Origin of the sequence: Acinetobacter sp. HR7 (assembly GCF_000773685.1) — a bacterium.
GTDB classification, from domain to species: domain Bacteria; phylum Pseudomonadota; class Gammaproteobacteria; order Pseudomonadales; family Moraxellaceae; genus Acinetobacter; species Acinetobacter thermotolerans.
Window position 1 is genome coordinate 14,475 of the sequence record NZ_JPQO01000180.1, and the last position, 19,246, is coordinate 33,720.

Annotated in this window: 12 protein-coding genes; 6 read left to right on the forward strand and 6 right to left on the reverse strand. The window is 46.3% G+C overall.

The window, feature by feature from the left end; all coding sequences use genetic code 11:
* Positions 1 to 39 precede the first annotated feature (39 nt).
* Positions 40 to 744: a hypothetical protein gene (locus GW12_RS09880; protein WP_034587029.1), complete on the reverse strand. Its 705-nt coding sequence runs from the start codon at positions 742 to 744 to the stop codon at positions 40 to 42.
* Between the two features lie 209 nt (positions 745 to 953).
* On the opposite strand from GW12_RS09880, the gene GW12_RS09885 reads away from it, so the two are divergent.
* Positions 954 to 2,372 (forward strand): phosphate--AMP phosphotransferase, encoded by a 1,419-nt coding sequence (locus GW12_RS09885; protein ID WP_034587045.1) that lies wholly within the window; start codon positions 954 to 956, stop codon positions 2,370 to 2,372.
* A gap of 48 nt (positions 2,373 to 2,420) precedes the next feature.
* On the opposite strand, the gene GW12_RS09890 is transcribed toward GW12_RS09885, so the two are convergent.
* A complete protein-coding gene (locus tag GW12_RS09890) occupies positions 2,421 to 2,924 on the reverse strand; it encodes a hypothetical protein (RefSeq protein ID WP_034587031.1) in 504 nt (167 codons plus the stop codon).
* A gap of 174 nt (positions 2,925 to 3,098) precedes the next feature.
* On the opposite strand from GW12_RS09890, the gene GW12_RS09895 reads away from it, so the two are divergent.
* The 5 genes from GW12_RS09895 to pnp all read left to right on the forward strand — a co-directional run bounded on the left by GW12_RS09895 (position 3,099) and on the right by pnp (position 16,284).
* Complete coding sequence (locus GW12_RS09895; RefSeq protein WP_034587033.1) at positions 3,099 to 6,806, forward strand: exodeoxyribonuclease V subunit gamma; 3,708 nt, start codon at positions 3,099 to 3,101, stop codon at positions 6,804 to 6,806.
* Positions 6,807 to 10,919 (forward strand): UvrD-helicase domain-containing protein, encoded by a 4,113-nt coding sequence (locus tag GW12_RS09900; protein ID WP_034587035.1) that lies wholly within the window; start codon positions 6,807 to 6,809, stop codon positions 10,917 to 10,919.
* Between the two features lie 71 nt (positions 10,920 to 10,990).
* Positions 10,991 to 12,754, forward strand: a complete 1,764-nt coding sequence (recD, locus tag GW12_RS09905) for an exodeoxyribonuclease V subunit alpha (protein ID WP_034587037.1) — start codon at positions 10,991 to 10,993, stop codon at positions 12,752 to 12,754.
* 922 nt (positions 12,755 to 13,676) lie between these two features.
* Complete coding sequence (rpsO, locus tag GW12_RS09910; RefSeq protein WP_004637724.1) at positions 13,677 to 13,946, forward strand: 30S ribosomal protein S15; 270 nt, start codon at positions 13,677 to 13,679, stop codon at positions 13,944 to 13,946.
* A 250-nt stretch (positions 13,947 to 14,196) separates the two neighbouring features.
* A complete protein-coding gene (gene pnp / locus GW12_RS09915) occupies positions 14,197 to 16,284 on the forward strand; it encodes a polyribonucleotide nucleotidyltransferase (RefSeq protein WP_171077697.1) in 2,088 nt (695 codons plus the stop codon).
* Between the two features lie 167 nt (positions 16,285 to 16,451).
* Here the strand turns inward: pnp and GW12_RS09920 are convergent, their stop codons facing one another.
* The 4 genes from GW12_RS09920 to GW12_RS09935 all read right to left on the reverse strand — a co-directional run bounded on the left by GW12_RS09920 (position 16,452) and on the right by GW12_RS09935 (position 18,969).
* A complete protein-coding gene (locus GW12_RS09920; RefSeq protein ID WP_034587039.1) occupies positions 16,452 to 16,715 on the reverse strand; it encodes a YdcH family protein in 264 nt (87 codons plus the stop codon).
* 83 nt (positions 16,716 to 16,798) lie between these two features.
* The gene (locus GW12_RS09925; RefSeq protein ID WP_034587041.1) at positions 16,799 to 17,137 is read right to left on the reverse strand and encodes a chaperone modulator CbpM; all 339 of its coding nucleotides are present in this window, start codon (positions 17,135 to 17,137) and stop codon (positions 16,799 to 16,801) included.
* 649 nt (positions 17,138 to 17,786) lie between these two features.
* On the reverse strand, positions 17,787 to 18,254 hold the full coding sequence (locus GW12_RS09930; protein ID WP_227504162.1) for a DUF2147 domain-containing protein: 468 nt from the start codon (positions 18,252 to 18,254) through the stop codon (positions 17,787 to 17,789).
* A gap of 283 nt (positions 18,255 to 18,537) precedes the next feature.
* Positions 18,538 to 18,969: a DUF2147 domain-containing protein gene (locus GW12_RS09935; protein WP_227504163.1), complete on the reverse strand. Its 432-nt coding sequence runs from the start codon at positions 18,967 to 18,969 to the stop codon at positions 18,538 to 18,540.
* Positions 18,970 to 19,246: the final 277 nt, after the last annotated feature.

Below are 19,246 nucleotides of genomic sequence, written 5' to 3' on the forward strand. Positions count from 1 at the left end.
TAATATGGATATGTTTAGATTATTCCAATTTATTTAGAATTAACGGAAAGGATTTGGGTCGCCAGCATGCACACGCTCAATAATACTGCGCTCCATTGTGGTAAAGTCGCGCACAAATTTTTCTGCGGACTTGAGTGGCTTCATCGCTTGGAAACCTTCCTGCATAAATTCATACATCACGTCAAAACGGTATTTTTCAGCGGTGCCCTTACACATCTTGAATGCGGTCTGCACAATGAAGGAATGCATATATTTGTCTAGGTGAGCACCGAGCTGATCCAGCATATCCAGCTGCTTTAAACGGGCACTGCCTTGATCTAGCTTTAAATAAGTCACCCGCATGATCTCGTCATTTAGAGCTTCGGTTGGGTGATAATCTTCTAAGAGTTGCTGGGCGACCTGTTCATCCAGTTGCACCGCAAAAATGGCCAGTTCAATCGCGTGTGTACCAGTTTTTACCGCATTATCCGGAATTAGTTTTTCTGCTTTATGTGCATAACGGGTCAGGCGGGCAATCTGTTCTGCCAGTGCATCAAAGTCAGGTCCACCATACAGACGGTTCAGGAAATATTCTGACATCAATACATTCTGTTTTTCCGCAAACTGCTGGGCATGAGTATGCTGCATGCGCTGTTTCTGCCACAGTTGCACATCCTGCAGGCGACGTTGCAGTTCCGGCTGCTTGTGATAGTTCAGTTGATAATAACGTTCCAGGAGATCGTCTAAAACCGCAAGTTTGGACATGGGAAGTTCAAAGATGATGAATAGGATGCGGGGAATCTTAGAACGAGTTGTCGGCATACGCCATGACAAATTGACGGGCTGAGCTGAATTTGCAGCCAATCTGGCGAAAACATCGGCAAAAAGATCGTTTAAAAATCGTAGCCATTGCTATCCACTGGCTGAAAAGCCTGCCTATACTGCATTCAGGAACTAGAAAAACAGAGCAGATTATGGCTACAGAACAGCAACAATTTCAGCTGCTTGAAGAAGATGAATTGTCGGTCAAATTGATCGACGCACAATATGCCCTGAAAGATACCCGTGGACAGAAAAATGCTAAAAGTCTGGTGGTGCTGGTTAATGGAATTGAACTGGCGGGTAAGGGGGAAGCGGTCAAACAGCTCAGAGAATGGGTTGATCCACGTTATCTGCGGGTAAAGGCGGATCGTCCGCAGCCACTGGCAGAAACCCAGACCTTCTGGCAGCCTTATGCGCGTTTTATTCCAGCCGAAGGGCAGATCATGGTGCTGTTTGGCAACTGGTATACCGATTTGCTGAGTACCGCCATGCATGTGACTCGTCCGATGGATGAAGGCATGTTTGATGATTATGTGGAACGCATGCGTGCTTTTGAACAGGACCTGAAAAACAATCATGTTGATGTGGTAAAGGTCTGGTTTGACCTGTCCTGGAAATCATTACAAAAACGTTTGGATGATATAGATCCAAGCGAGATGCATTGGCACCGCTTGCATGGTCTGGACTGGCGTAGCCGTAAACAATATGACACGATTCAACGTTTACGTCAGCGTTTTAGCAAGGACTGGATCATTATTGACGGGGAGGATGAAACCCAGCGTGACCAGCAGTTTGCCCAGACTATTCTGGCAGATCTGGAGCATTGTCCGGAACACCCGAGTAAGGGTAATAAAAAATGGCAACAGGCAGTTATTCCTGAGGCGTTACACCAGCCTTCCCGCGAACAGGCGGATCAGGCAACTTATAAGGATGAACTAAAGAAACTGACCCGTCAGGTCGCCAGTGCCATGCGTATGGATCGCCGGAATATAGTCATCGTATTTGAAGGCATGGATGCTGCGGGTAAGGGTGGGGCAATTAAGCGCATTGTGAAAAAGCTGGATCCACGTGAATATGAAATTCATACCATCGGTGCGCCAGAAAAATATGAGTTACGCCGTCCTTATTTGTGGCGTTTCTGGACCAAACTTCAGCCGGAGGACAAGATCACCATTTTTGACCGTTCCTGGTATGGGCGGGTGCTGGTGGAACGGATAGAAGGCTTTGCCAGTGCGGCTGAATGGCAACGCGCTTATGATGAAATTAACCGTTTTGAATATGACCTGAGTCAAGCACAGACAGTCATCATCAAGTTTTGGTTAGCGATTTCCAAAGAGGAACAGGCGGAGCGCTTCAAGGCACGTGAGCAGACCCCGCACAAGCGCTTCAAGATTACCGATGAAGACTGGCGCAATCGGGAACGCTGGGAAGATTATCTGCAGGCGGCGGCAGACATGTTTGAACGCACCAGCACCAAGCTAGCACCCTGGCATGTGATTGCTACCGATGACAAGAATATTGCGCGTCTGGAAATCATGAAAACCATTTTAAAACAGCTTGGAGGCGCTTAGGTCTTCAAGCTGTTTCTGATATAAAAATATAAGAAGGTCAGGCCGAAACTATACAGTCCGTGCCTGCTGTTTTTGCTGAATATTCTTAGCCAGTTTATAGGAATCTTCGACATGGGCCTCAGCTACTTTCTTCATCACATAATAGCCCAAACTGGCTGCAATCAGCTGACCACCGAGTGGAATGAACTTGGTCACCTGCTTGGTGATGTATTTGGCGGCGACATTATTGATGGATTTTTTCACTGCCGTGCGCGCCACCACCAGACCAGAAAATTGTACGCCACGTTTACGTAATTCATCCCATTGAACCTGCTTGGTTTTTGGATTAAATACACTGACTTGTTCAGGTGCCAGACCGAATCGGGCGTTGATTTCCGGCAGGAGCTGTGACAGGATGCCGACATCGATCACCACGTCGAGAAAGGGTACTGGAATTACGGCTGCGCCTGCAGAAACATAGGCACGTTTCTTAATCAGCTCCAGGCACTCTTCACGGATCTGTTCTAGATTTAAACTTGGATCGATACGATCTGGAATTTTGTCTAATTTCATGGCAATTACCTAAAGCGACCTATTGTTTTTTTGCTAGATTGACATCCTAAGATGCTTTTTTCAAAGAAATTTTTCTACATAAGTGTAGATTAAAGTGACATAGACAGAACAGGGTGTATAGTAAATAATCTTTATTGTTTTGTAGTGTCGACATTGTCTTAACCCGGGGAACTCATGGCTATTCATGTTATTCAGAGTCAGAAAATTGATGTGCTTTTGGATAGCATGCTGCTGGTGACCAGCCAGCAGAAAAAGTCACCTTTTCAGGTGCTTGAGCCGCAGCATTTCATTGTGCCGTCCCCGGCAGTGGAGGCTTGGCTAACCCAGAAAATCGCTGAGAAAAAAGGCATCAGCGCCAATACACAATTTCACCATCGTATCCGTGCCTTTCAATGGACGTCCTATCAGTGGGTGCTGAACAGCCAAAAAGAGCTGGAACAGGTCCGTGAAGCGAATATTCCACGGATTATCATCAAATGGCGTGCCTTTCAGGCGCTGCGTAAAACGATTCTTGCAGATGAAATTCCGCTGAAATCCCAGCATCCGCTGTATTCGATTGTGAAGCGGATTTACGACAGTGCTGACCGTCTGGAACAGTCGAATGAACGCCTGCTCAAAAAACAGAGCATGCTGTACTGGGTCTGCGAACAGGTGTCGCGCCTGTTTAGCCACTATATGGATTATCGCGGCTATTGCGCACGGAATTGCCTGCCAAAACAGTGTAGCTGTCCGACCAACTGGCTCAATAACTGGGGACAGAATCTGCCTTTAAATATCGAGCAGATGCTGTATATCCCGAAAGATGAAAATGGTCAGGAAATTCCGGTTGCGGACTTTGTCAAAATACAGGCTCGAGAACTGGAAGCTTGGCAGCGCTGGTTGTGGCAGAACGTATTTCAGGATGATTACGCCAAGATTCTAGATATTGAAAAGCTGTACTGGGAACGCATCGAAAATCCGGAAACCCGCACACAAGCCTTAAAACAATTGCCATCACAGGTGGTGGTGTTTACCTTGCTGGAACTGCCACCAGCACAGCTGGATTTTCTGCGCCGTCTGGGGCAACACATCGAGATTTATATTTTCCACTTTAACCCGTCGCAGGAATACTGGGCGGACAGTGTCGACCCAAGCTGGAAGGCACGTTATGACCTCGGTGTACAGGAACGCTTTATCCGTAAATACGAGCAGTCATGCGGACATAAACCGACTGATGAAGAAATTGCGGCATTCTGGAAAAAGTTCCAGCTGAATTTTAATGCCGAAGACCGTGAATCACGGCATCCTTTATTGACCCGTTTTGGCAAACAGGCACGGGATCACTTCTCGCTATTATCCAAACTGTCTTCGGGGGAAGAAGGGCACTGGGCGGATGCCTTTGTTGATGATTATCAGGAACATCTGTTAGCCAAAATCCAGTCGGATATTTTATATCTGGTGGAGCCAGAACGGCATACCTACCCGCTCAAACCCGATGATACCTCAGTGCAGATTCATGTTTGCCATTCTTCACTGCGCCAGCTGGAAGTGCTGCGCGAGCAGATTATTCACTGGCTGGCGCAGGGTACGGAAGAGACGCCACGCCAGCCGAGTGATATTCTGGTGCTCAGTCCAAACCTGAAAGAACTGGAACCGGCGATTCGCAGTGTCTTTGCCCCACCGCCACGTGAACGGGAAGGCACTAATTCCCGCCTGAGAAAAAACAATATCTATCTGCCAATCCAGATTTCTGGGGTATCGCGCCTGGATGTCAGCAATGCCTGGCGAGCGGTATTAGGTCGCATTCAGCTGATGCACCGCCGCTTTACTATTGAAGATTTTGCCGACTGGCTGAGTCTCAGTGCCACCCAGCAGTACTATGCGCTGGACTATGCTCGGGTGGAACGGATTATCCAGCTGCTCAGTGATGCCGGTTTCAAGCGTGGACTGGATCAAGAGCACTTACAGCAACAACTCTATGAAGGCGATGAAGATTATCGCTTTACTTTCCGTTTTGCGCTGGATCGTCTGGCGCTGGGCATGGCGGTACCGGAACATCAGCTGTTTGAAGATACTCTCAGCTATGCCAAGGTACTCAATAGTGACTTCCCGCTGATCGCCACCCTGATCCAGATTTATCAGGATTTCAATGCGCGCCGTAGCTGGCTGAATGCGCATGAGCAGGGGCAGCGTACGCCAGTGAAAACCTGGCTAGAATATCTGAATCGGGATGTGAATGAATTCCGCAGCCATGGTGTCGAGTCGCTAAAAACCGTCGCAGAAATTATTGAAAAGCAAATGCGGATGCTGACACTGGCGGATTACCACGATCAGGATGATCCGAATGCGATTCAGGAACTGGTGGCTTTAAGCCTACCGCTACCATATGTGCTGGAAGAAATCCAGAACAGTCTGGACATGCAGCTAGATCAGGCCGAGCCGACCGGGCAAATTACCTTTAGCCAGATCGGACAGATTCGTCCGCTGCCGTATAAGCTGGTGGTGATGCTGAATCTGGATACCGGTAAATTCCCGAGTCGCAATCAGCAGTTGCCATTTGACTTGATGAGCATCCTCAAGCCACAGCTTGGTGATCGCTCCCGTCTGGATGATGATCAGGGAGCTTTCTTAGATGCTTTGCTATTGGCAGAGGAAAATTTGTGGTTGTTCTATAACGGCTTTGACGTCAATGATGGTGAAGTACGTGATCCATCCACCTCCTTGCAAGAGCTGATCCAGCATATTGCGCTGATCTGCCAGTCCGAACATCCCGATGCGGATGTCGATGTGATGACGGAAATCAATGGTCTGCCGGTCGCGGCACATATCCAGCAGCTCTATCATGTGCATCCTTTACAGCCTTTTGATCCGGTTGGTTTTAGTACGCCAAGAACCCCGCGTTTTCAGGACCAGTGGCATGATGTGGCAACTTTCCTGTGTAAGGCTGAGGGGCAACGCAGGAGCTGGATTAACACTCATTGTCCACCCGTGCAGCAGGAGCAGATCCGGATTCTGCATGGGGATGAATGGATTCGGGATATGACTTTCCCGGCACGTCTGTTCCTGAAAAGTGTCGGTATTTCCAGCGTGAAATATAAAGACCTGCCTGCAGCCCAAGAACCATTATTGCTGGATAAACTGCAGCAGTATCAAGTACGCGATTTCCTGCTACAACAGGAACAGGAAATTGATACCCGGCTGATGCTGGATCGCCTTCCAGTGGGTAAGACTCAGGAAGCGACCTGGCTGAGCACCCAGCAGGAACAGGAGGTGCTACAGCAACGCCTGCAGCAGCTAGATAAACAGATTACCCGAACCACCCAACAGAATTATCGCTATTCATCAGATCTAATTTTGCAGATTACGATACCACAGCCGGCGAATGCGCCGTACTGGTTGAGCATGCAATCGACTTCGGCCTCGGAACGCCGTCGCGCGCACGTTTGGCTGGAATATCTACTCTGGCTAGCCTACCTAAATGATGACAGCTATACCGCTGAACTGGAGCGGATTGTACTGTTCAGTAACAAGACGGTGAAATTCAGCAAGGTCACTTCCTCTCAGGCCAAAGAATATTTATCGCACTGGTTTAAGGCCTGGGAAGCAGGGCAGCAGCAACCGGTAGTATTACCAGCCGAACTGATCCTGAAAAAAGACTGGCAATGGGAAACCAATGAACAGGGCCAGATGATCATCGGCGATCTGGATAAGCTGCTGGCGGCCTGGAACAACACTTATGAAAGTGCCCGTCCGCTGAGTTCGGATGAATCCTGTGTGCTGCATCAGGACTGGCAGTTTATTTTGCAGGATCAGGAGCCGGATCAGGCACTGCAGCACAGCCTGCTGAACTTTGCCTATGACCTGTATGCGCCAATTCAACAACATTTAGAGTGGGTAAAATAAATGACCATGGCCCCTCAGCATTCCAAGATTTCAACCAACCCGATTCAGGACATGACCTTTACTGGTCTGCACTGGATCGAGGCTTCAGCGGGGACGGGCAAGACCTATACCTTGTCCAGCTTGATGGTGCGAATTTTTCTGGATAAATACTATCCGCATCAGGTGATTGCAACGACCTTTACCCGTAAGGCAACGGCTGAACTGAAAAGTCGGGTACGTGCCCGTGTGGAAGAAACCTTGCGTTATATCCAGCGCTATCAGCATCTCAATTCGGTGGAAATGGCACAGCAGATTGAGCAGGAATCTGATCCGCTGTTCCAGAAAGTGTTAAAAGATTATGGCAGCCGCATGGACTATGCCCGCCGCCGTCTTGGGCTGGTGCTGAATCAGCTGGATGAATTGTTTGTTGGCACGCTGGACAGCTTTAGCCAGAAACTGCTGCGTGAATTTGCCTTTGAAAGTGGCCGCATTGAACGGGCAGAATTAACCGAAGATCAGGACCTATATATCCAGCAGTTGATTCATGATGTGTTACGGGAATGGATCCAGCAGCAGCCACAATATGTCATCAATCAGATGTATCTGCAAAACCAACTGAAAGCCCCGGAACAGTATGTGGGACTGGTACGTGATGCACTGAATTTTAGCGCCAATCATTTCCAGCCAGTACAACATGTGGACTGGAACTTGAGCGAACTCGATGCCTGTATCGAGCAGCTGGTCAGAATTCCTATTGCTGATGTGATGCAAATTAATCAATATTGCCTTGAAAATAAAAAGTCTTTTCATAGTACTTTTTTGAAAAAATTACAGGAGCTCTGTGAGAATTTTAATGTCTGGACCGAACAGTTAGGTGCCCAAAAGGGCATGAGTTTCTTTGATTCCAATCTAAGCCAGTTGATTTTTAAAATATGTTATTTACTGCGAAAAGCTGGCTTGCAGCTAACTACACAACTCTTTAATAAAAGTTATTCGGATGCGGATCGGGCAGCGTTTCTGGCATGTCCATTTTTTCAGGCTGTTGAAAATTTAATTGCTACAAAATTAAAAGTCGATCAGCAATTCAAACAGCTCACCGCTTATCTGGAATATCACCTGATTCGTAGCGTACAGCATCGATTGCCGCAAACCTTGCAGAAGCAGGGCGAAACTACATTCTCCCAGCAGATCCGTACCCTGACTGAAGCTCTGCAAGGCGAACAAGGCCGCCGTTTTGCCCAGTTTGTGCAGTCACGTTATCCCCTCATTCTGGTCGATGAATTCCAGGACACCAACCAGGATCAGGACGACCTGCTGGCCAGAATCTGGCGTGATGCAGCGCGAGTACAACTCGGCTGTATGATCATGGTCGGTGACCCGAAACAGGCGATTTACGGATTCCGCGGCGGTGACATGCTGACCTATAACAAGGCGCATGCCGATGTGCGATTAAAGCAGGGCCGGGAATATACTCTGACCCAGAACCACCGTTCGGTCAAACCTTTGGTCGAAGTGGTGGATGCGCTGTTCCAGCGGCAGATGGATTTTGGTGAAAGCGTCACTTATAGCCTGATTCAGGCCGGTAGCCGTCCGCATCCAGACTTGATTGATTCAGGGCAAAGCAATCCTTATCCATTACGTTGGATTCAGTTGGGTGAACAGGATCAGGAAGCTGATCAGGTGGCTTGGAAAATCCGTGAATTACTGAATCAGTCCGCCCAGCAGCAACTGTATTTCCAGAAAGAAGATAGCTCTACTGCACTGACTGAAGATGACATCGCAGTATTGTCCTTTGGACACTATGCGTTGGAACAGGTGAAACAGCGTCTGCAGCGTATGGGAATAGCCTGCTACAAGGAATCCAAGCAGAGCGTTTTTGCCAGCAGTGTGGCGAAGGATGTCGCCGCGGTGCTGACTGCGATTATGGACCCGTTTAATGAAGCTAAAGTCCGTCGTGCGTTGGTGACCCGGTTGCTGGGTTTTGATCTGAAAAAACTGCTGGAGCTGCAACAGCAGCCAGTTGGCTTAAGTACCTTTATTGCCGATTTCGAAGCGATCCGGGAAATGTGGTTTGACAAGGGCTTTCTTAGCGCCTGGAACTATGCCTTAAACCTGTTTGATGTCTGGACCAATCTGGTGGCGAGCCAGAGCATTGACAATGAACGGGTGGTGGTCAATCTGCGTCATCTGACCGAAATCCTGTCACAGCAAAGTGAATATTATCAGGGTGCACAGAAGTTGTATCACTGGTATCTGCGCCAGTTGCAGTCGCCATCCGGCAAGGATAGTGAAAAAGAACGTAAGTTGTCTGGCGACCGTGGCGTGCAGCTGCTGACCATTCATGCCTCCAAAGGTTTGGAATTTAAAGTCGTGTTCCTGATGGGCGCCGATGCCCCATTTGATGTGAATAAGGGTAACTTGAACTTCTCGCTGGCAGGTCATGAGCAGGGAGATATCCTGAACCAGTCACGGGTCATTGCCGTGAACCGTCAGGACTTACATGAACAGGCACAGCTGCAGAATGCTGCACGGAATGCCGCAGAAAATCACCGGCTCTGGTATGTGGCGCTGACTCGTGCCAGTCACCGGGTCTATGCCATGTTGCAGGACCAGAGTGGACAATCGGATTCCTGTCTGGCCTACTGGCGTGGGCAGGGTGATCAGGTGTTCCAGCATCCGCTCAGTTGCGTGGAAAATCCTTTAACAGCTGAACCACCACGTATTGTGGTGCAGCAGGAGAAAGCTACTCCAGAACTGATCGCGCATCCTCTGCCGGAACAGCAGTTCTATCCACGCACCAAAACCAGCTTTACTGCGCTGTCGCGGCACCAGCTGCATACAGCAGTGCTACAGGACGATCTGGTCAGTTTACCTGAGCAGGCTGAAAGTGCCGCCGATGAAATCCATCTGGAGGCAGAGGCCGAAGTGCTGCAGCAGTCACTGGACTGGATCAAGCTGAATTTTCCTAAAGGCACCGTCGCTGGAACTTTCCTGCACAGCATTTTTGAGCATCTAGATTTTCAGGACAGCAGTTACTGGAATCTGGAAATACGCCGCCGTTTTAAGAACACGGCACCGCATATCTGGACGGAACTGAAAGACCAGTTCCAGCAGGATTTCCAGATTCTGGACAGGTTACAAGATGCCTTTCAGCAGCATTATCAACAATCTACAATTAACCTAAATACACTGTTTAAGCGGATAGCTGGCAATGCCGGGTTAAAAGCAGAAGCCCTGGCTGAGACAATCATGCGTGTCATGGCTAGTATTAACTACAAGCTGCTGACCGGGATTCGCTTGCATGACCAGAGTGCTGCTTATCGTGAGACATGGCATAGTTTCTTCCAGCAGCCCCCGTTAGACGTAAGCCTCTTCCTGCAGTTTATGACCCAATTTGAGCGTTATTTTCTGGAACTAGAAGATGATGCCTTTATTGAACAGTTTGAACAGGAGCTGGGCAAGCTGCCACGTGCTACATCCAGTCAAACTGTCGATGTTACGGAACTCATACAGCAGTCGGCACAGCTTTTCTTTGAAGAGCTGAGCGAAGATATCTTGCTGAATCTGATGCATGATTGGGTTGGGGACATCCTGAACACACCGATTCAGAATGATTTCCGCCTCAGCCAGCTGGATCAGCAAAGTTTCCTGTCAGAATTCCCGTTCTATCTGTCTCTGAGTGACGCACCGCTGCAGATTCGCCAGATTCAGCAGCTGTTTGCCGATTATGGCCTGATCATGCCGGACTTTAATGAAGCCAAATCGGCACGTTACCTGACTGGCGCGATCGATCTGGTCTATTTTGATGGGCAGCGTTATCACATTGCCGACTACAAGAGTAACTATCTTGGGGCCAATCAAGAAGATTATCTGCCGGAAGCGATTCATGACAGCATGACCCATTCCAGCTATTGGTTGCAGGCGGCCTTGTATTTGGTGGCAATGCATCGCTATTTAAGTGCCAACCTGCAGGACTACGATATCCAGCAGCATCTGGGTGGGGCGACCTATTTGTATCTGCGTGGCATGAATGGACAGGCTGAACAGGGGCTCTATCACTGGCAACCTGAGATAGCATTTATCCAGAAACTGGATCAAATTCTGGGCTATTATGCGGTGAATAAATCTGCATAAAATGGCTAAAATTAAAAATATAGATAACAGAAACAGAAGATTATCCTGTGGATAACTTTGAGGATAACTGTGTGGAAAATAAGCAAAATCACGTGTCACAGCTGGCTTCGCCCTTGATGCCATGGATCGAGCATTTATGTCAGCCGCCATTTAGCTCGGCCAGCTTCAGTGATGAAGCCAAACTGCTTATGCATGCCGTGCTGGAAGCCATGCAAAATGGCAACAGCTGTATCGATGCAACAGAAGATCAAGTTACCTTGCTGCACAATCTGGTGCGCCGTGGCGAAACTGATCAGCAAGCGATTGCACCTTTTATTTTTCAGGATCAGCAGCTGTACCTGTACCGCTACTGGAAACTGGAACAGGTCGTCGCAGCACATGTAGCACGGATTAAATCTCAGCAGTTAAAAGCTGTTCCCTTGAGTGAACGGCATCTAAGCCTGCTTTCCGATCCACAGCAGCAGAAAGCACTGGAAATGGTGGCGAGTAAAGGTTTCAGTATTATTACTGGTGGGCCGGGCACCGGGAAAACCTATACCTTGGCGCATATCATTACCGTGTTGAATGAAAGTCTGCCCGAGATCCGGATTGCTATGGCCGCACCGACCGGGAAGGCGGCACAACGGATGAAAGAAGCGCTGCAAAATGCCTTAAGCAGTCCGGCACTGGCTCAGTTTGATCTGGAAACGCTGAAACAGCTTCAGCCGGTGACCTTGCACCGACTCTTAGGCCTGGGCACGACTGCACAGCCAAGGTTCCATGCCCGACAACCACTGCCTTATGACGTGATCGTCGTTGATGAAGCTTCTATGCTTGATTTAAGTCTGTCACAAATGCTGTTGGCTGCAGTACCGGATGGTGCTCGCTTAATCCTACTGGGTGATGCCAACCAGTTAGCTTCTGTGGATGTGGGCACGGTATTGGCTGATCTGCAGCTAGTACCAGCTTTGGCCGATAACCGGGTCAATCTGATTACCACGCGTCGCTTTGCTGAAGGGGCCCGCATTGGCGCACTGGCACATTTTATTCAGGATGCTGATCCTGAGCATGATCTGCTGACCGAGTTTGAACAGCAGATCGTTGTGCCCTCTGAGCTGCATGCGATTGACCTACAACAGATCGAAATTGATCATGTACAGCTGCAATACCTGCCTGAAAATATTCTGCTGAATGATGCACAGGCTTATTATGATCAGCTGATGTATGGCTATCAGGGTTATCTACAGGCACTAAAAGCCGGGAAGGGTGACCAAGACTTTAATGCATTTGTGCAGCAGATCATTCAGCATTTTGATGATTACCGTATTTTGACCGCGATTCGGCATGGCACTTTTGGCCTGACTAAACTGAATCAGCAGATTGAACAGCTTTTGCTCACCGCGACCGGGCAGGTCAAGCAGGGTGACTGGTATATCGGGCGTCCGGTGATGATGACCTATAACGATTATCAGCTTGGACTATCCAATGGTGATATCGGCATCTGTTTTCTGCGTGAACATCTGGGGCAGCGTCGGTTTGAAGTCTATTTCCCGAGCCTGGAAAAATGGGTACTGGCAACACGTTTGCCAAAAAGTATTGAAACGGCATTTGCTTTAACCATTCATAAATCCCAGGGTTCGGAATTCCGGCATACTGCTGTGGTGCTGGACCATAAGGCAAGTAATTTGCTGAGTAAAGAACTGATTTATACAGCCATTACCCGTGCGAAAAAAGTGGTGACATTGCTGGTGGATCGTGAGGCCTTCAAGCAATCCTTAAGCCTAAGAACCACACGTCGCAGTGGATTAAGTCAAAAAATTATTGAACAGTGTTGTAATCTATCTGGTGAAAATTGAGCAGCTAATGTAAGCATTTGCTTACATGGATTCAGGAGATTTGCGGATAGAGCTGCCTGGCAGTTTTTGAGAAGATGAGCGGCATAAAGAGCTCGACAAGGAAAGTTGGGTAAAATCGCATAACAATTACAATAAAGTCGAGAGACAGCGAACTTACATGATGTAAGGAATAAAAGAGGAAACTTACAGCCGCTAAGCCTTGTAGTTTTGGGAGAGACTACAAGGCTTTTTTATTGGTTGAGATATTGGAAAGGTGCCATAAACTTTCCAATTGTTGAGCTTGCTTAAATGTGCGAACTGGTTGGCATAAGCTAAGTAAGAAAGTGTTAAATGTGCAATATTATGGGGGATTTTGGTTAATTAATGTACGAAAATGCTTACGTGATGATACGAAAAATGCTTCTATCAGCGAATTTCCATTGTGGCAAAATCAATGACACAAGGACAGTGAATAAAAACAAGGATAAGTTTTTATAAACAATAATAAAAATAAAAGCGCGAAACAGCGTAATAACAATAATAAAGAATAAAAATAATAACGAAAAAAGAAGAAACTACAGCGCACAAGAAACCCGAGCCCAGCTCGGGATTTTTTTGTTTTGAATTTGCTATCCTTATTCTTTCTATTAGATGAGCCTTATAACTTCAGCCTATAGCAAGCGAATTTGCACATGTCTTTTACATGCAATTGATTTTAAAAAATTCGAAAGGATTAAATGCAGAGATTAAAGCTGGCGAGGGGATATTTTACTCTGCTGCAGAACTGAAGCAGATCAGCTGTCGAAAGATCGATCTATTTTTGCAATCCCATACAAATTCCCTTAAAATATGCAACTTGCTGTAGTGATGCACGGCAGTCAGTGTTCTGAATTCTCATTACATTGATTTTTATCAAGATACATAAGCATCTCGGAGAAATCGAATGGCTTTAACAAACGCAGATCGCGCAGAGATCATCGCTAAATTCGCTCGCGCTGAAAACGACACTGGTTCACCAGAAGTTCAAGTAGCTCTTTTAACTGCTCAAATCAATGACTTACAAGGTCACTTTAAAGAGCACAAACACGACCATCACAGCCGTCGCGGTCTGATCCGTATGGTTAACCAACGTCGTAAGCTGCTTGACTACCTGAACGGTAAAGACCACGGTCGTTATGTTGCTTTGATCGGTGCTTTAGGTTTACGTCGTTAATTCGATTTAAGCTTTATTTTCGGGTTTATTGCATGCATTGTGCTGTATTACTGAAAACTAAAGTTGGCTTGGCCATTGGCTAGGCTTGGGGAAGGGGCGAATGTTTCGCTCCTTCTTTGTGTTTAAAAATAGTGTTTATTTCTAGTGAGGTCGGCTTCTAAGCTTTGTCATTTACTCAACCGATTGGGTGTGAATGCCAAACCTTAGGGGTCTCCACTAGAATAAAATCAGGAAAAAATAAAACATGTCGATGTTTAATATTGTTCGTAAAGAATTCCAGTTTGGTCAACACCAAGTGGTTCTAGAAACTGGTCGTGTTGCGCGCCAGGCAAACAGTGTATTGATCACTATGGGTGGTGTATCGGTACTGGTTGCTGTTGTGGCGGCACCTACTGCTAAAGCAGGTCAGGACTTCTTCCCACTGACAGTGAACTATCAAGAGAAACAATACGCAGCAGGCCGTATTCCGGGTGGTTATGGTAAGCGTGAAGGCCGTGCATCTGAAGCTGAAACACTGATTTCACGTCTGATCGACCGCCCAATCCGTCCATTGTTCCCAGAAGGTTACTACAACGAAATCCAAGTCACTGCGACAGTTGTCTCTTCTGACAAGACTATGGAAGCTGATATCGCTGCGATGCTGGGTACTTCTGCAGCACTTGCGATTGCAGGTACTCCATTCCGTGGTCCAATCGGTGCAGCACGTGTTGGTCTGATCAATGGTGAATACGTTCTAAACCCAAGCTTTGAACAATTGGCTCAATCTGATCTTGACCTTGTTGTTGCAGGTACAGAATCTGCAGTACTAATGGTTGAATCTGAAGCGAAAGAACTGTCTGAAGACCAAATGCTGGGTGCAGTTTTGTTCGGTCATGACGAAATGCAAATTGCAATCCAAGCGATCAAAGAATTTGCTGCAGCTGCTGGTGCAAAAGAATCTGACTGGGTTGCTCCACAGAAAAATGAAGAACTTCGTGCCAAACTGAAAGAAGCTTTCGAAGCGAAAATTTCTGAAGCATATACCATCGCTGTTAAACAAGAGCGTTATGCTGCGCTTGATGCACTTCAAGCAGAAGCACTGGCTCAATTCGTTCCAGAAGGTGACGAAACTGGTCTGGCTGACGAAGTGAATGAACTGTTTGAAGACCTGAAATACCGTACTGTACGTGACAACATCCTGTCTGGTAAGCCACGTATCGATGGCCGTGATACCAAAACTGTTCGTGCACTGGACATCCAGGTGGGCGTATTAGACCGTGCTCACGGTTCTGCACTGTTTACTCGTGGTGAAACTCAGGCATTAGTCACTACTACACTGGGTAACACTCGTGATGCGTTGATGGTAGATACCCTTGCAGGTACCAAAACTGACAATTTCATGTTGCACTATAACTTCCCTGCATACTCTGTAGGTGAAACTGGTCGTGAATCTGGTCCTAAACGTCGTGAAATCGGTCACGGTCGTTTGGCGCGTCGTGGTGTACAAGCTGTGCTTCCACCAGCTGACCGCTTCCCGTATGTGATTCGTGTGGTATCTGATATTACTGAATCTAACGGTTCATCTTCTATGGCTTCTGTATGTGGTGCTTCTCTGTCACTGATGGATGCAGGTGTTCCACTGAAAGCGCCAGTTGCAGGTATCGCAATGGGTCTGGTGAAAGAAGGCGAGCGTTTCGCGGTTCTTTCTGACATCCTGGGTGACGAAGACCACCTTGGTGATATGGACTTTAAAGTTGCAGGTTCTGCCAATGGTATTACTGCACTGCAAATGGATATCAAGATCGAAGGGATTACCGAAGAGATCATGGAGGTTGCATTGAACCAGGCTTATGCAGGTCGTATGCACATCCTGAATGCCATGAACCAAGTGATTTCACGTGCTCGTCCAGAAATCTCAATCTTTGCGCCGACTTTCCAAGTGATCAACATCAACCCTGACAAGATCCGTGACGTGATCGGTAAAGGTGGTGCGACGATTCGTCAAATCACTGAAGAAACCAAAGCTGCGATTGATATTGAAGACAATGGTACAGTACGCGTATTCGGTGAAACCAAAGCTGCTGCACAAGCTGCGATTGCGAAAATCCAAGCGCTGACTGCTGAAGTTGAGCCAGGTACCATCTATGCAGGTAAAGTGATTCGTATCGTTGAATTCGGTGCGTTCGTCAACATCTTGCCAGGTACTGATGGCCTGCTGCACATTTCTCAAATCTCGAATGAGCGTATTGCCAATGTTGCAGACGTTCTGAAAGAAGGTCAAGAAGTGAAAGTACAGGTTGCTGACGTAGACAACCGTGGTCGTATCAAACTGACCATGAAAGACATCGAACAAGCATAATTCGATGGCTTTTTAAGTCTGAAGAAGCCCGCATTAATTGCGGGCTTTTTTATATGCATTTTTGGATAATCAATTAAGTGAACAATATTTAAATATTGGCAGAGGTGTTGTTGACCTCATTTTTAAAATTTCGATTATCAAAACAATTCGGTCTATTCCTTCATCGTTTAGCTTAAAGGATTGGCTTCAGAACTCCTCAGTAAGCGGTACATTTCATCTTTGAGTTTCAGTTTCTTGCGTTTAATCGCTTCAATATCAGTATTGATATGATTCACGGGATCCAATTCGAGCTGTGCAATTTGCCGATCCAATTCACCATGTTCCTCGAAAATCTGTGCGAAATAGGGATTTTCATCACGCATCTGAACAATCCGATCACGGTATTCCGGGAACATATGTTTCAATTTTTTATTGCAGTCTCTGGTTTTCATAATGAGTTGCTAACCTAAAAAAGAATGTAAATCATCCCTATGCCGTCTCAGCACAGACTGAGACAGAACAGGGGGTAAATAGATTATTTGAAATGTAAATGCTTTACTTCACGACGCAGTTCCTGAACTTCATCGATCAGATCCAGCATCATGGCGACAGCGCTAAAGGATGCATCGAAGTCACGTTGCAGCCGGTAAGCACGTTGTGCACGGGTGATATCTTCACCTAGAAAACGGTAAGTATTGTTCTGATCACGGTTCGGCAAGATGCCATGTTCAATCAGTTGCATAACCCATTCAGGACTCTGACCACAGGCATCGGCAAAATGCTTCAGGTCAAACTGGTAGTCATCCATGATTTCAGGAGGAATGAAACTATTAGAACCGTTAGGAAAACTTTCATTATATTGAATGGTAGTCATGGCCTGCTCCTTGAATGTTGAAACTGAAGTCATAGCTGTGAACCAGATTCGATGTATGTGTGGATGGGTATTGAGTAAAAGCGTACTGAGAATCTGATTGCCCATGATTCAATATAGATACAGCACGATGAATGGATGTGCTGATCATACCAATGCAGCTAAAAGTGAATTTAAGCAGCTGCTGGTGTAATTGCTGTGCTTTGCAATTCAGGGAATTTGTAACAACTAGGAATCTGTTGCGGAAAATGTCAAAGAAGAATTCATCGAGTTTATTGTTTTTTGGCAATATCCATATGCAATGGCTACATGCAGTGAATGAGCCAGAAGATCGGTGCAATAAGAGGTCATGCGATCTGAACATAGTAATGGATAAAAAATAACCGTGTTCAAGTCATTATTATCAGTTCTGGTGAGTCACAACAGTGCAGATTTGTACCTTATTGTTTCAAATCATGACAAAGCTCATCCTAAGGGCTAGCACCTAAGAATAAGTAATTGTTATCTTGGGATTTTATCTAGGCCACACTTCGTCTGATCATAGAAATAGCCACACAGCTATGCAAAGTGGAGTGCTTGTTCTTGGTGCTGAGTCTAGCTTTTGGCTTATAAAAAAGCCCAAAATGGGCTTTTAAAAACTTTAAAATATTTTTTATTCTTTGATCCAGGTCATGTTGCGGCCGACCGGTGCACCTTCAGTGCGGCTGTGAATCGCCAGATGACGGCCATTATTTTTTAAGCGGGCGCGTGCCTGATAAACCTGACCGGAAACTGGATCGAGCAGGGTGCCGTTAATAAATTCCTGTTCATTGTCCGGATTGATGCTTAGTCCTTTCAGCATGGTCAATCCCACTAGTGGCTGATCCTTGAGTGCACCTTTGCATTGGCTACAGGTCTGCTGTCGGGCCGCCCCAGGGATTTCACGCACGTGTACAATCTTGGCGATATAACGGTTCTGACTATCCTTACTAATGACTACATCGGCTAGGGAGTAACCGGTACGGTCATCAATAGTTTTCCAGTGCCCGACTAGGGGATCGCTATTAGTAGAAGCCGCGAGGCTGATAGTACTTACTGCTGCAAAAATTATGGAACCGAACAGTTTGAATTTCATAGCCATATATCCCCCAATTGATTTCAAAAAAGCCGCTTTAAAATAAAACCATAAAAATATTATGGGATTAATATAGCGTGAAAAATAGATTAATTACCAGAAAATAATTCAATAAAAGTGAATAAAATTAGAGCCAAGTCTGATGAAAAATCACACTAAATAGGGAATATGCGACCAAGTTAAAATTTAAGTGATCAGGAAATTGAAAAATAAAGAGCGAAACGCTGCCTAGATAAATTCAGACCTTATCTAGACAGCAGGAATTATTGTAAATCAATGAAATAGGACTTTAATGGGCTCTGACCCAAGATACCGTACGTCCCAGGATCGGGGTGCCGACATAGCCACGCAAGGTCAGTACATTCCCGCGTGAATTCAGTGTTCCCTTGCTTTTATACACGTTGCCGTTCAGTGGATCCAGGATAGAGCCATCGATAAATTCATTTCTCTTGTTGGGACTCGGTTTCAAACCGCTCAAGATAGATAAACCTAAAATAGGGGCATCTTTGAGTTCCCCTTTGCATTTAGTGCAATGGGTATTTGCCGGGCGATTAGGAATAGCATGGATACGAACCACTTTGCCGGTATAGGTGCCGTCTTCGAGTTTGCTGATTTCAACATCTGCGCGTGCGTAGCCGGTTTTGTCATCAATGGCTTTCCATGTACCGCTAATGTCCGCTGCATTCGCGAAGCCTTGAATAACACACAGTGCCAACCCCATCCAATATTGAATTTTCATCTAAAGCCTTCCGTTTATTTTTCGATTTTTTGTTTTGCGTGCAAAGCACCGTTACTATTTTTGACTTTTATCGGTATAAAGATTTTAACCAGATTGCAGATTTTAAATAAATTACATTTGTATATTTTTATAAGGACATTTGGGTCAATGTTCGAAAATAAAAAAGCACCCCAATTGAGTAATGCCAGTCAGTTAAGCAAATATTAGAAAAATGTAGTAAAAATGAGTGTATGTAAATACGCTCATTTTTTTATGTCTT

Coding starts and splice junctions, on each gene's coding strand:
- GW12_RS09880 (WP_034587029.1), bottom strand. CDS start 744: ATGTCCAAACTTGCGGTTTTAGACGATCTCCTGGAACGTTATTATCAA.
- GW12_RS09885 (WP_034587045.1), top strand. CDS start 954: ATGGCTACAGAACAGCAACAATTTCAGCTGCTTGAAGAAGATGAATTG.
- GW12_RS09890 (WP_034587031.1), bottom strand. CDS start 2,924: ATGAAATTAGACAAAATTCCAGATCGTATCGATCCAAGTTTAAATCTA.
- GW12_RS09895 (WP_034587033.1), top strand. CDS start 3,099: ATGGCTATTCATGTTATTCAGAGTCAGAAAATTGATGTGCTTTTGGAT.
- GW12_RS09900 (WP_034587035.1), top strand. CDS start 6,807: ATGACCATGGCCCCTCAGCATTCCAAGATTTCAACCAACCCGATTCAG.
- rpsO (WP_004637724.1), top strand. CDS start 13,677: ATGGCTTTAACAAACGCAGATCGCGCAGAGATCATCGCTAAATTCGCT.
- pnp (WP_171077697.1), top strand. CDS start 14,197: ATGTTTAATATTGTTCGTAAAGAATTCCAGTTTGGTCAACACCAAGTG.
- GW12_RS09920 (WP_034587039.1), bottom strand. CDS start 16,715: ATGAAAACCAGAGACTGCAATAAAAAATTGAAACATATGTTCCCGGAA.
- GW12_RS09925 (WP_034587041.1), bottom strand. CDS start 17,137: ATGACTACCATTCAATATAATGAAAGTTTTCCTAACGGTTCTAATAGT.
- GW12_RS09930 (WP_227504162.1), bottom strand. CDS start 18,254: ATGGCTATGAAATTCAAACTGTTCGGTTCCATAATTTTTGCAGCAGTA.
- GW12_RS09935 (WP_227504163.1), bottom strand. CDS start 18,969: ATGGGGTTGGCACTGTGTGTTATTCAAGGCTTCGCGAATGCAGCGGAC.